The sequence below is a fragment of the Pediococcus parvulus genome, assembly GCF_007990205.1.
In the GTDB taxonomy this organism is placed as follows: Bacteria; Bacillota; Bacilli; order Lactobacillales; family Lactobacillaceae; genus Pediococcus; species Pediococcus parvulus.
Genome location: NZ_BJWE01000051.1, coordinates 1 through 12159 on the forward strand (window position 1 = coordinate 1; position 12159 = coordinate 12159).

At 39.0% G+C, this 12159-nt stretch carries 15 protein-coding genes and 1 other annotated feature; of the genes, 11 read left to right on the top strand and 4 right to left on the bottom strand.

Annotated features, from left to right (window positions below):
• The first annotated feature begins 325 nt into the window (after positions 1-325).
• From PPA04_RS08490 to PPA04_RS08520, 7 genes are all read left to right on the top strand, one after another.
• Positions 326-1777, top strand: coding sequence for an ABC transporter permease (locus PPA04_RS08490; RefSeq protein ID WP_057784845.1), 1452 nt, complete (start codon positions 326-328; stop codon positions 1775-1777).
• Positions 1778-1832: 55 nt separating this feature from the next.
• Positions 1833-2489 (top strand): ABC transporter ATP-binding protein, encoded by a 657-nt coding sequence (locus tag PPA04_RS08495; RefSeq protein ID WP_057784844.1) that lies wholly within the window; start codon positions 1833-1835, stop codon positions 2487-2489.
• 55 nt (positions 2490-2544) lie between these two features.
• The gene (locus tag PPA04_RS08500; protein ID WP_057784843.1) at positions 2545-3231 is read left to right on the top strand and encodes a response regulator transcription factor; all 687 of its coding nucleotides are present in this window, start codon (positions 2545-2547) and stop codon (positions 3229-3231) included.
• Positions 3231-4202, top strand: coding sequence for a histidine kinase dimerization/phospho-acceptor domain-containing protein (locus tag PPA04_RS08505; RefSeq protein ID WP_057784842.1), 972 nt, complete (start codon positions 3231-3233; stop codon positions 4200-4202). The genes PPA04_RS08500 and PPA04_RS08505 overlap by 1 nt, the downstream gene beginning before the upstream one ends.
• Positions 4195-4497 carry a sensor histidine kinase gene (locus tag PPA04_RS08510; RefSeq protein ID WP_057784841.1) on the top strand — a complete coding sequence of 101 codons (303 nt, stop codon included), beginning with the start codon at positions 4195-4197 and terminating at the stop codon, positions 4495-4497. The genes PPA04_RS08505 and PPA04_RS08510 overlap by 8 nt, the downstream gene beginning before the upstream one ends.
• Positions 4498-4650: 153 nt before the next feature.
• The gene (locus tag PPA04_RS08515; RefSeq protein ID WP_057784840.1) at positions 4651-4893 is read left to right on the top strand and encodes a hypothetical protein; all 243 of its coding nucleotides are present in this window, start codon (positions 4651-4653) and stop codon (positions 4891-4893) included.
• Positions 4894-4984: 91 nt separating this feature from the next.
• A complete protein-coding gene (locus PPA04_RS08520; RefSeq protein WP_057784839.1) occupies positions 4985-5788 on the top strand; it encodes a Cof-type HAD-IIB family hydrolase in 804 nt (267 codons plus the stop codon).
• A 154-nt stretch (positions 5789-5942) separates the two neighbouring features.
• Here the strand turns inward: PPA04_RS08520 and PPA04_RS08525 are convergent, their stop codons facing one another.
• The 3 genes from PPA04_RS08525 to PPA04_RS08535 form a co-directional block, all read right to left on the bottom strand.
• Complete coding sequence (locus PPA04_RS08525) at positions 5943-6425, bottom strand: hypothetical protein (protein WP_147206795.1); 483 nt, start codon at positions 6423-6425, stop codon at positions 5943-5945.
• 11 nt (positions 6426-6436) lie between these two features.
• Positions 6437-7030, bottom strand: a complete 594-nt coding sequence (locus PPA04_RS08530; protein ID WP_057784837.1) for a hypothetical protein — start codon at positions 7028-7030, stop codon at positions 6437-6439.
• Positions 7031-7148: 118 nt separating this feature from the next.
• A complete protein-coding gene (locus PPA04_RS08535; protein WP_057784836.1) occupies positions 7149-8165 on the bottom strand; it encodes a tagatose 1,6-diphosphate aldolase in 1017 nt (338 codons plus the stop codon).
• A 186-nt stretch (positions 8166-8351) separates the two neighbouring features.
• Between PPA04_RS08535 and PPA04_RS08540 the strand changes: the two genes are divergently transcribed.
• Positions 8352-8804, top strand: coding sequence for an ASCH domain-containing protein (locus PPA04_RS08540; RefSeq protein WP_057784835.1), 453 nt, complete (start codon positions 8352-8354; stop codon positions 8802-8804).
• Here PPA04_RS08540 and PPA04_RS08545 read toward each other — a convergent pair.
• The gene (locus PPA04_RS08545) at positions 8801-9301 is read right to left on the bottom strand and encodes a methylated-DNA--[protein]-cysteine S-methyltransferase (protein ID WP_057784834.1); all 501 of its coding nucleotides are present in this window, start codon (positions 9299-9301) and stop codon (positions 8801-8803) included. The genes PPA04_RS08540 and PPA04_RS08545 overlap by 4 nt on opposite strands.
• Before the next feature lie 116 nt (positions 9302-9417).
• Between PPA04_RS08545 and PPA04_RS08550 the strand changes: the two genes are divergently transcribed.
• The 3 genes from PPA04_RS08550 (at position 9418) to tyrS (ending at position 11999) form a co-directional block, all read left to right on the top strand.
• Positions 9418-10128, top strand: a complete 711-nt coding sequence (locus PPA04_RS08550) for an AzlC family ABC transporter permease (RefSeq protein WP_057784833.1) — start codon at positions 9418-9420, stop codon at positions 10126-10128.
• A complete protein-coding gene (locus tag PPA04_RS08555; protein WP_057784832.1) occupies positions 10113-10439 on the top strand; it encodes an AzlD domain-containing protein in 327 nt (108 codons plus the stop codon). Before PPA04_RS08550 ends, PPA04_RS08555 begins: the two co-directional genes overlap by 16 nt.
• A 47-nt stretch (positions 10440-10486) precedes the next feature.
• Positions 10487-10688, top strand: a binding site (T-box leader).
• Positions 10689-10745: 57 nt separating this feature from the next.
• Positions 10746-11999: a tyrosine--tRNA ligase gene (gene tyrS, locus PPA04_RS08560; RefSeq protein ID WP_057784831.1), complete on the top strand. Its 1254-nt coding sequence runs from the start codon at positions 10746-10748 to the stop codon at positions 11997-11999.
• Positions 12000-12159: the final 160 nt, after the last annotated feature.

Consider the following 12159-nt stretch of genomic DNA (forward strand, 5'->3'; position numbering starts at 1 on the left):
AAATTAACTTACATCATTGAAAGCTAACTCCCCTGTATAGCTTAGAGACCGAATCATACCGCGAATGTGATTCGGTCTTTTTCTGTCTAAAAAGACAGATAATTAAAATCCAAAAGCAGTTTAAGCGCACCACTTTTCTTGCGGCTAGAACTTCGGCCACAAGAATGGACAACGTCCGGAGCATAGAAGATTTTCGGCCCGAAAATCAGCCTAAGTCATCAGTATGAATTTAGAGGATATAAAAAACAACCATTCCTAAAAATTCTTAATCTTCGTTTAACGTAACTTACGTAAAATGAGTTTATCAATTCAAGGAGATGAAAGAATGAATTATTTAAAACGTTCAACGCTTTATTTGACCCATAAAAAAGGGCAAAGCTTATTATTGCTGTTGATTATGTCTGCAATTCTGGTTTTTGTATTATCAGGAATCATTATTCAAAACGCCGCAGTTTCTGCGACAAATAGTGTGACAAAATCGGCAGGAACTACGATTAGTGTTTCGGCCAATCGTAACAAAATGTTTTCGAAGATGCGTTCAAGTGCGTCAAAGTCAAAGACAAAGACGATCACAACACCGACAGTCTCTAACGCAAAACTTAAGAAAGCAGGTAGTTTAAGTACTGTTGCTTACTATAATATTACCAATACAGCTTCAGTAAACGCTAGTTCGTTTGATACCGTTTCAACCACTACTGGTTCTCAAGGGGGTGGCATGATGAAAGGCGGTGCCAGCGGTGCATCTACTGGTAATATCACCATTGATGGCGTTTCAAGCACAAAGCTTACTTCTTCATTCATCTCTAAAGAAGATAAAATTGTTTCCGGACGGAACATAACGACAAGTGATGCCAATAGCAAGAACGTGGTCATTGAAAAGGAACTGGCAAGTTCTAATGGGATCAAAGTTGGAGATACAATTACCGTAAAAATGACAACTTCTGGTAAAAAGAGCATTAAATTGAAAGTTGTCGGGATTTACAAAGCTAAATCGACAAGCACAAGCAGTATGCCTGGTAGTGATCCTAGCAACACAATTTATACCAGCTACACATTACCTGCCACAATTACTGGTACAGAGGGTAAATCAAGTACAGTTACCTATACACTTTCAAACTCAGCAAAAGAAAAATCAACAACTAAAAAAATTAAGAGCATTATAAATAGTAGTTCGTTTAGCGTAAGTTCAAACGATGAAAGTTATCAACAATTGTTGCAACCAATGAAAAACGTTCAAGCATTTGCGAAGAAGATTGTGTGGTTAGTTGCAATTGCCGGAACAATTATTCTCGGTTTGATCATTATCCTGTCCGTAAGAACACGTCAAAGAGAAATTGGTGTTTTAGTTTCACTGGGCGAATCAAAAATGCACATTATCGGCCAGCTTTTCTCGGAACTGTTTGTTATTTTAATCGGGGCCATGGTTATTGCCCTGCTATTAGGAAATTTTGTGGGCAACAAAGTGGGTAATCAGCTGTTGGCCCAACAGCAAACAACGTCCGTAACCTCTACATCAGGAGCCAATGGTGGTCCTGGAGGCGGCGGTGCTCCTGGATCCAGCCAAACTGGCGGTGGTATGCGTGGTGGAGCTATGACTACTCAATCGACAACTAGTTCTGCAAGTAAGAAAGCACTGAAGACTTTAAACACAAGTATCAGTCCAAGCTCAGTTATTAAATTAGGCGGAATGGGCTTAGTTATTATTGCCTTAGCAGTTTGTGTTTCGGCAATTAGTATTTTGAGATTAAGGCCGAAGGATATCCTGATAGGTGAATAAAAGCTATAGCAATTCAAAAAAAAAAAAAATCCAAGAAAAATAAGGAGTTGAAGAAATGTTAACAGTAAAAAATTTAACCCACTGGTACGGACAGGCAGATAAACCACTATATGAAGATGTTGATTTAAGTTTTGATTCTGACAAAGTCTATACAATAGTTGGTGCATCAGGATCAGGAAAAACAACTTTCTTATCCTTTATTGCCGGTCTAGATAAGCCACAAAAAGGAGATATTTTTTTAGATGGTATAAACATTAAAAAGATTGGTGCTACCAACTATCGAAAACATAAAGTTGCAATTGTGTTTCAACAGTATAATTTATTAAATTATATGTCGGCATTGGATAACATTTTAACGGCCCTATCTGTCACTGATTCAGAACATAAAGGCGAAAAACAGTTTGTCCTTGATTCTCTTAAGGGCGTCGGAATCGAGGAAGCTGATGCTAAGAAAAACGTGCAGAAACTTTCTGGCGGGCAACAACAACGAGTTGCCATTATCCGGGCGATGCTGGTGGATGCCAATATCGTAATTGCTGACGAGCCAACTGGAAACCTTGATGGTGAAAACTCGGCTATGATCATTAAGTTGTTCCAGGACTTAGCACATGAACACCATAAAACTGTTATTATTGTTACCCATGATCCAAAAATTGCGGATCAGGGCGATGTTAAAATCAGTTTGGAAAATCGAGAATTTGTTGTTGCATAACACCAAATACTTGGAAAATGGTAAAGAAATCAAAAAAAGAAATTAGGGATGCAAGATGGCAGATATTGTAAAAATTTTATTAATTGAAGATGACCATCAGCTTTCGGACAGTGTACGTGACTTTTTAGTTGATATTGGTTCAGTCAAGCAAGCGTTTGATGGTGAAGAAGGCGAATACTTGGCAACTGAAGAGCCTTACGATCTGTTCATCGTTGACCTGATGTTGCCGCTGATGAATGGTTTAGAGATCATCAAAAATATTCGAAAAGAAAAAATTGAGACCCCTGTTTTAGTTTTGACGGCTAAAGATAGTTTGGAAGATAAAATTACCGGCTTTGATACTGGGGCTGACGATTATTTAACTAAGCCGTTTCATCGAGAGGAATTAATTGTGCGGGTAAAAGCCTTGCTCAAACGCAGTGGTGTTTATCAAGATGACAAACGATTGATGGTCGATGATGACATGTGGTTAAATACTGAGAATCGACAAGTTACAGTTGATGGGCAACCACTAAAATTGGTGGGAAAAGAATACGAGATTTTAGCGTATTTAGCACAGAATAAAAACATTATTGTGTCGCGAGAACAAATTTTTGACCGAATCTGGGGGATGGATTCCGATACGACGATTAATGTCGTGAATATTTATATTAGTAATCTTCGCCGCAAACTAGAAAAGGCAGGTCGGCCAAAATTGATTCAAACTTTACGTAATGTAGGGTTTCTTTTGGAAGTGAATTAATGGATAAAATTGTAAATCGAAAGCAACAAATTAAGCTATTTTTATTTGAGTTCTTTAGTTTTTTAATTGTTTTTACAATCTTGGGAACGATTATTTTTGTTTTTTATCAACGAAATACCTATACCAGTATTGATAATACGCTGAGCCGGCGGGCCACAATGGCTGCCAATAGTACCAATATGATGGGGCCACCAGATTTTCAAACGATTACGGTGTACTATAATTCGAAAGGGAAAATTGTTAATTCACAAAATTTGAGTAATATGTCGAGTTCAGTTTCCAAAGTTAAAGTTGGTAAGTCACAGCTGAACAAAATTTATAATATTAAGGTTGGTAGTGTCACAATGCGGGGAGTTTATTTAAAAGTAAATTCTCAATTGATGGTAAACCGAAGTGGGAAAACCTTACCGACGAGCCAGCAGCCCAAATATGCATTGGTTTTGAAAAATATTACACCAGAAATTCAAAGTATTGATCGATTCAAGAATCTCTTGTTAGCCTCTTTCATCGTGTTCGGATTAATCGTCTTTATCATTAGTTACATTATTTCCAGGATTAATATGAAACCGGTACTGAAAGCTTGGCAACAACAAGAGGAATTTGTGGATAGTGCGGCGCATGAAATCCGAACACCATTGACGATTATCCAAAACAAACTTGAAGGCTTGATGACTAAACCCAATGACACCATAAAAAATCAGGTGGGGGCTATTATCATGTCGCTTTCGGAAATACGCCGATTAAATGGATTAACGAGTGATATGTTAACATTGGCGAGGGCCAATTCCAACGTGATTACGCTGGAAAAAGCACCAGTGGACTTTTCAAGTTTCATAAATGAAATTCTGGAACCTTATACGGATTTGATTGCTAGTGAAGATAAAAATTTGGTGAAATCAATTCATGTAGATCGCCCAGTTTTGTTAGATGCCAAACGGGTGCACCAATTAATCGTTATTATTATTGGATAATGCGATAAAATATACACCAAAAGGCGCGACGATAACCGTTAATAGTAATATTGAAGCTCGTAATTTAAAAATTCAGATTTGTGATACAGGAATTGGAATTAGTGATAAAAACAAAAAATCAGTTTTTAAACGATTCTATCGTGAAGAGAAATCGGGTAATAAGCAGACCGGTGGAAATGGATTAGGTTTGTCAATTGCGGAATGGATTGTCCGCGCGCATAAAGGAAAAATTAAGGTTACTGATAATCCGGGTGGCGGTACGATATTTACCGTGCTTCTTCCGGTTACTAAATAAAAAGAGGTCGGGCAAAACTATTTTTTACCTGTCCTCTTTTTATTATGCAATCTATAACTTCAATCTTAATCTAAACTTTGTTCACACATTCTTCAAACTTTTTATTTAAAGTAAATCTTATCTTAAGTATAAGAAAAATGTAGGAGGATCGTCATGAGGGATGAAGAATGTAGTTATCAAAGATTTGAGGGTGTTTGTAATCAGTGTCCCATGATTAAGAATGGGTTTGGGGGACGTGCCATTAAGGAATATGAAAATACCTATTTGATTGAATTGGACATGGAGACCGTCTGTCAAGAAGACCGACATAGCTTGATGCGGATTACGGATTTTAATGGGCGTGTAGTTATTGCAAAGAAGTATATTAAAGCGGTTGAAGATGAGATGGTTCAATAAATTACGAACAAACTTAGCCGACGCTTACTTTATTTTGTAAGCGCTTTTTGTTATGATTAAATCAATTATGAAAACGCATAGGAGATTAGACATGACAAATAGATTAATTGCTGTTGATATGGACGGCACATTTTTAAACAGTCAACAAAATTTTGATCGGCAATTTTTTTTAGAGTTGTATCCGCGGATGCAAGCTAAGAACGTGACGTTTGTAGTGGCCAGCGGGAATCAGGATTCACAGTTACGCGCGTTTTTTCCCCATACCGCAGATTCGATTTGGTTTGTGTCGGATAATGGGGCATTAGTGAAGCAACCTGATGAAACAATTGTGTATTCGGCAAAGATGGATCCCGCTGTTTATCAGCATGCTATTTCATTCTTAGCTAGTCTGGATGACGTCTATCCGGTGGTGAGTGCACAAAAAAGTGCGTATGTTTTGGATTCAGCTCCTAAATCATTTGCCGAGATGACGGCTAAATATTACTATAAACTAAAGTTAGTTCCTGATTTGGCTACCATTGACGATCCAGTTATGAAAATTGGCATGTCGTGTCCAGATGAGAAAACGGAAGAAATTTTGCAGTTGTTGGATGATGAGCTTGCAGGTAAATTATTACCCGTGTCTTCAGGCCATGGCGATATTGATTTAATCATTCCTAATACCCATAAAGCAAATGCGATTAAACGCGTCGCAGACTTTCTGGATATGCCGATGGCAAACGTAGTTACTTTTGGGGATGGTGGTAATGATGTGGAGATGCTAAAGGAAGCGGGACAAGGATTTGCAATGGCAAACGCGCCGCAAGCTATAAAAGATATTGCAGACGAAATTGCGCCAAGCCATGATGAAAATGGGGTCTTGGTGACAATTGATCGATTGCTAAAATCGTGGTAACAAAAAAGCTGGAGAATAGAAAACGAGGTCGGACAAAAACATAGTTTTGTCCGGCCTCGTTATATTTTCTGAATGTTATTTCTAAACTTTGAAGAAAAAGGCAGATTCTTCTGATTAGTCTAGGCGGCGCTCAGAACCTAACTGCCCTTTTGGTTTAATAATGTCTTGATCTGCGATACCGAATTCTAAATAAGGTTCCAAACACAAACGTGACTAGCATAACGAGATAGGTAATCATTTTGTAGGTTGGAAGCTGGTCGCGAAATTCGAGCAAATATTGATTTTGAAACGCTGTTGGATCGACTTTTATTTGTTTACCGTCATAAACTTGCCCAACGGCAGTTTTAAGATCAGGTTTAATAACAGCTTCAGTGAGTTGAACGGAATAGCCATCATATTGAGGTAGTTTTTCGTTTACAACACTCACAATCCGGTCCACAATGGGATCGCTTGTGGCTACAATCTGACCGAAACTTTTATTGAAAACTGTAAACAAACAGATTGTTGCTAGAATGAAAATGAAGTACAAAAATGTCGAAAATGCACGTGAGCCATATTTAGGTTTGATTAAATGCTGTTCTCTGATAGTTGTGACCTCCTGTTTGAAACGTCTAAGTTTCTCAAAGATAAGCCACAAACTGCCTTTTGTCAATTGGTCATAAGTTGATAGGGCTCTTCTTCTGGATTAAAAGTAGTTGCCAACCAACTTAGTGACGTATCTTTCACCAAGTTTTCGTAACCTATCCGAGCAATGTGGTCATTCATATCTTGTAAACTTTGCCCACTTCCGAACTTTTTGAGATTCATCGGATCATTGACGGTAGTGTGATCGAAAATTGGTGATGCCAACAAAATGGCCGCCGGCAATGGGGTTGGTGTGTCAAAGTAATATTGCGTGTCTGGAAACTCTAAAATAGAAATCGTGTTGTTAGAAACACGACCAGGGTAGTAAACAGCAAAGCCTCTCATGATGAAAACTGTTAATGACTTAAGGTCAGTAATCGGATAACTTTTATATAGATTACCCTCAATTATGATATCAATTTTGTCTTTGTCATAAGCCACGGTTGTTTTGGAACGCACTTTCGGTCGAGAAACTCGTTTTTTTAAAAGACTTTTCCCACCACGAGGATATTCTTCCCCATCAATCTGAATGTGGCACCAGGATAAAAACGGATCAACGCCATCTTTTTGTGGCTTAAACGTAATTTGAGATTTTAAAACATCAGCACTAATTTTCATAAAAATCTACTTCCTCTAAGAAATAAAAATGAATATGAAACCGTTTACTTGATATCGCACCGATATCATAGCACCATTTGTTCAAAATAACAATCTAAATTGCGTTTATTCTAGATTTTTATAATTTAATTGGATTGTCAAAGAGCTCTAAATCTTTTTGACCTCCAAACCGATCGTACCAAGGAGTTGCATAGTTTTCGAGAATATCATTTAGATCAGTTAAGTTCTTGTTTCCAGTTGTTTCTAACCATTGATGGAGACCTTTTTCCCCTTCAGTAGCGTAGGCAGTGATGCCATCTTGGACTAAAGAATAGTCGGTCATCACACCAGAAAATTTTGCTCCAGCCTTTCCTGTAAATTTAACCGCAGTTTGAAAGGTTTCAACAGAATTATCACCAGTTTGAAAAATGAATGGCCGCGTGGTGGTGTCACTGGCTTCTTTCAACAATTTTGCGGCTTCACGTTGAGAATAAACAACGGTTGCATTGCTTTCTGCAAATCCTTCTGTGTAAGCAAAGTTAATTGGTGTTTCTATTTGAAGAATGTCAATGTGATATCGTTCTTTAGTTAATTCCTTAATGGTATCGATGACCAGATCAGGTTGCAATTTGGCAAACTCGGCGCTTGATTTATCAGAAACTTGATCATCATAAACAACGGGTTCCACAAAGAGGGGCAGATCAGCTGCTAAAGCTTCTGCGCCGACGCGTTCTAGTAGCGCAAGTTTTTGATCAGTTGTCTGTTCATCAGTGTGGGGATTGTAAACCACGCGAACTTTGACGCCATTCGTTTTGGCATGAACTAAACGATTTAAGGAAAGGTGGTCAGGTGTTTGATCGGATAACTCATAGACGGTGATTAGGCCAGTATCCTTGGATCGAGATTGCATGGCTTTAGTGCCCAGCGTTGGATCCAAAAGCACTCCGGAAACATTTGGTGATAAGAACTCTGATAAAATTTGCTTAAATTCGATGCATTGATCAACTTCAAATTGATGGCCGGCAGACTCTTCAGCAGTTTTCATCATCGCTTGAAATTTAGTGTGTTCACCTAATCCCAGAATGTTAATGGTGCCTTCGTCATCTGCTAGTTTTTGTAAGTTTTCAAATTTACCGCGTGATAATTTAGTTGTCATAAAAATAATCTCCTTATATTTAAGTTACCTGAATAAACCGTATCACACCAGACCGAAAGTTTAAATTAATTAGATGGTTAAGACCAGTCGCCATGAGGAAAAACGAATCAATTTTGGAGCACATTGATACGGACTTGAGGCGTGTAAAAATGCTATAATGGTAAAAATATTTAATGAGGTGATTTGGTGTCACATGAAGCTGAAATTAAAGCCTATTGGCAAACGTTTGTAAAGGAGCAGCAGTTAAATGGTGCTGTTTACAGTGCTTGGACGTTTGGCTCTACACCTGAGATGGCAAATGAACTTGCTGATTTGACATTCAGAGGTATAAAAACAGCCACAACTTCGGCATATGATTTATATGAAGAAGATGAGGCTTATCCGCAGGTCGGTGAATATAACATGATTTTGGATGGTCATGGTCATCCAGTTTGCATCACAAAAACACTCGCTGTGGAGGTCGTTCCTTATAAAAATGTAACCGCTGAACACGCGTACTACGAAGGCGAAGGTGATCGCACATTAGCTTATTGGCGTAAGGTCCATGAGGCATTTTTTAAGCAAGAATACAAAGAGGCTGGCAAAACATTTAGTGAAGATATGAACTGTCTTTGTGAACTTTTTGAAGTGGTAGGTTAACTTTGTTTTGTGCGCGCTTCAAGAGCTAACAGGTCACGTTTTAAAGGCAAACCACCATGATAACCACCAATTGAACCGTCTTTTCGCAATACACGATGACAAGGAATCACAATTTGATTGGGGTTTCTTCCGACTGCATTAGCAACCGCTCGAATGGCAGTTGGTCGGTGGATTTTTTCGGCTAATGCACTGTAAGTTGTCGTTTCTCCATAAGGAACATTGCAAAGAGCTTGCCAGACAGATTTTTGAAAAGGGGTTCCGTTGAACTCTACTGGTAGAGAGAATTTTTGCGATTCGCCGGTTAACAGTTTTTTAAGTGCTAGTGCGTAGGCATTGGTCTTAACCGAATTTTTCACTTTTTGAACGTGAGGAAAATAATGCTGCAGGTCATCTTCGCCATCAGTGTTCGAACTGACAAAAGCTAAACCGCGGTCACCTACTGCCAAAAGATAAGTGTAAGAGCCAACGGTGATGTGGTCGATATACAAGGTTTTCATAGGGGTGCCTCCTGAACAATAGTTTGTCTAAATTATAACAAATAAAACGTTTATAAATTGATTTTTTGTTAAAAAGGCTGTTGGCGGAAATAAAAGTGGGTAAGGGATGAACTTGAGTGAATGATAAACTAAATTTTGAAACAGGTGTTAAAGATGCGTTGCCAACTGTATTTGGGTACATTGGCATTGGTTTAGCGTTTGGAATTGTCGGAAAAACGAGTGGTTTGAGTGTTCTAGAAATTTTCTTGATGTCTTTAATTACATATGCTGGTTCGGCACAGTTCGTCATGGTAAGTTTATTGCTGGTTGGCAGTTCAATTCCGTTTATCATGTTGTCTGTATTCTTAGTAAATGCGCGTTTTATCTTAATGAGTACCACGGTAGCTCAATATTTTCGCCAAGATTCGATTTGGCAAAACATTGGGATTGGTACTTTGCTAACAGATGAATCTTTCGCGTTAAGCATGAACAAACTTAATTTTACGAATCATCGTTTGGCACCAAGCTGGTTTCACGGGGCCAATCTGGTTGCCTATCTCACATGGGCGTTGGCCACGGCAGCTGGTGGCATTCTTGGAAATTTGGTTGGTGATCCAAAAGCGTTTGGTCTTGATTTTGCCCTTGTAGCGATGTTTATCGGGCTTCTCTACCTGCAAATGATTACCGATCGCAGCAAAGCATTTGGATTTCAGGTTGTTATGGTGGTCATTGCTTGTGCGTTAATGTATGGCTTGACAATCTTCTTTTCTGATAATGTGGCGTTGATTGCCACGACATTGATTGGATGCTTTTTAGGAATGGTGGTGGAACAATGGCGATCACGATGAAAGTTATGTGGGCAATTATTGGCTGTGGCTTGGTTACATGGCTGTCGCGGGTAATTCCGTTTGTACTGGTTAAAAACTTCTATTTACCAAAGTGGTTGATTCGCTATTTGAGTTTTGTGCCCATTGTCATTATGACGGCGCTGATTATGGAAAACATTTTTACTCATCACGCTGGCTCGTTACCAACGGTCAATCTCGATAATTTGTTGGCAACTGTGCCCACGTTTATCGCCGCCATTATTTCTAAAAGTTTGATTGTGATTGTGGTGGTCGGAATTATTTGTATGGCGTTGATTCGCCTAGTTTTGTAAAAAGATGCTTGACTTGCGAAATCAACTCTCTTAATATGTAATTAACATTAAAAGCATTGAGACAACCGAAGTAGCAGATTATCCAACATTTCAGAGATCTGGTGGGATTGCGAACCAGAATGTGATAATTGTGAATTACACTTGTTGAGCTTCTAATCCTAAATTAGCGATTCATCCCGTTATCGATGTTGAGTGATTACATTGAAATGTAATAACTTGGGTGGTAACGCGGAAAAATTCGTCCCTAGAGTCTTTATTGACTTTAGGGATTTTTTTTATATCAAAAATAATAAGGAGGACGATTACATGAATATTATTGATGAACTAAAATGGCGGGGTGCCGTCAATCAAACAACGGATGAAGAAGGATTACATGAACTTACAGATAAGAAACAAATTGGTTTATACTGCGGTGTTGATCCAACTGGTGATAGTTTGCATATTGGCCATTTGATTCCCTTTATGATGTTGAAACGATTCCAGCTTCAGGGTCACCATCCGGTAATTGTAATTGGTGGTGGAACTGGTGCCATTGGTGATCCTTCGGGTAAAAACTCTGAACGAGTTCTACAGACTATGGAGCAGGTTAAACATAATGAAGATGCGTTATCCGCACAAATGATCAAGCTGTTTGGGACGAAAAACTTTACTATCGTGAACAACTACGATTGGCTTTCAAAAATCTCTTTGTTAGATTTCTTGCGCGATTACGGTAAGTTATTTAATGTGAATACAATGTTGAATAAGGAAGTTGTCGCAAGTCGTTTGGAAGTAGGGATTTCATACACAGAGTTTACGTACCAGATTTTACAATCAATTGATTTCCTTCATCTATATAAACATGAAAATGTTCAGTTACAAATTGGTGGTGCTGATCAATGGGGTAATATTACTGCTGGAATTGATTTGATCCATAAAATTGAAGGTTCAGATACAGATGTGTTTGCGCTGACGATTCCATTAATGTTGAAAGCAGATGGGACTAAGTTTGGTAAGACGGCCGGTGGAGCTGTTTGGCTGGATCCTAAGAAGACGTCACCATATGAATTCTATCAATTCTGGATTAACCAGGATGATCGGGATGTAGTGAAATATTTGAAGTACTTCACATTTCTTGATGAAGACGAAATTAAGGCGTTGGCAGAAAAGGTACGTACGGAGCCTGAGAAGCGTGAGGCTCAGCGTCGTTTGGCAGAAGAAGTGACGGAATTTGTGCATGGCAAACAGGCGGTGGTTGAGGCACAGCATATTACTCAGGCTTTGTTCTCTGGTGAGGTGCAGGATTTAACTGCAGAAGAGATTGAACAGGGATTTAAGAATATGCCATCTGTTGAGGTTAGTGCTGAGAAGAAAAACATTATATTGTGGTTGGTTGATGATACGAAGATTGAGGCTTCGAGAAGACAGGCGCGAGAAGATGTAAAGAATGGTGCGATCCGGATTAATGGTGAAAAGGTGCAGGATGTGGATGCAGAGATTGATCCAAGTGCTCACTTTGAAGGGAAGTTTGTCATTGTCCGTCGTGGAAAGAAGAAGTATTTCTTGGTGCGAATTAAGTAGAGTGCGCGAGGCAAAATGGTAAGAGGCTGATTATAACCACGACGGATGCGGGATCGCAATCCCGCGGGAGTCGTGGTTATAATCAGCCTCTTATTTTGCCGAGCGGTCCTAAAGCTCAGCGGAGAAAAGTAGGGAAGCTGGGTGACGGATGCGGGATCGC

What these genes read in the sequence shown, in the direction of transcription:
- PPA04_RS08530 (WP_057784837.1), bottom strand. Translation starts at nt 7,030, where the DNA reads ATGAAAATTAGTGCTGATGTTTTAAAATCTCAAATTACGTTTAAGCCA.
- PPA04_RS08500 (WP_057784843.1), top strand. Translation starts at nt 2,545, where the DNA reads ATGGCAGATATTGTAAAAATTTTATTAATTGAAGATGACCATCAGCTT.
- PPA04_RS08515 (WP_057784840.1), top strand. Translation starts at nt 4,651, where the DNA reads ATGAGGGATGAAGAATGTAGTTATCAAAGATTTGAGGGTGTTTGTAAT.
- PPA04_RS08505 (WP_057784842.1), top strand. Translation starts at nt 3,231, where the DNA reads ATGGATAAAATTGTAAATCGAAAGCAACAAATTAAGCTATTTTTATTT.
- tyrS (WP_057784831.1), top strand. Translation starts at nt 10,746, where the DNA reads ATGAATATTATTGATGAACTAAAATGGCGGGGTGCCGTCAATCAAACA.
- PPA04_RS08545 (WP_057784834.1), bottom strand. Translation starts at nt 9,301, where the DNA reads ATGAAAACCTTGTATATCGACCACATCACCGTTGGCTCTTACACTTAT.
- PPA04_RS08535 (WP_057784836.1), bottom strand. Translation starts at nt 8,165, where the DNA reads ATGACAACTAAATTATCACGCGGTAAATTTGAAAACTTACAAAAACTA.
- PPA04_RS08490 (WP_057784845.1), top strand. Translation starts at nt 326, where the DNA reads ATGAATTATTTAAAACGTTCAACGCTTTATTTGACCCATAAAAAAGGG.
- PPA04_RS08495 (WP_057784844.1), top strand. Translation starts at nt 1,833, where the DNA reads ATGTTAACAGTAAAAAATTTAACCCACTGGTACGGACAGGCAGATAAA.
- PPA04_RS08555 (WP_057784832.1), top strand. Translation starts at nt 10,113, where the DNA reads ATGGCGATCACGATGAAAGTTATGTGGGCAATTATTGGCTGTGGCTTG.
- PPA04_RS08520 (WP_057784839.1), top strand. Translation starts at nt 4,985, where the DNA reads ATGACAAATAGATTAATTGCTGTTGATATGGACGGCACATTTTTAAAC.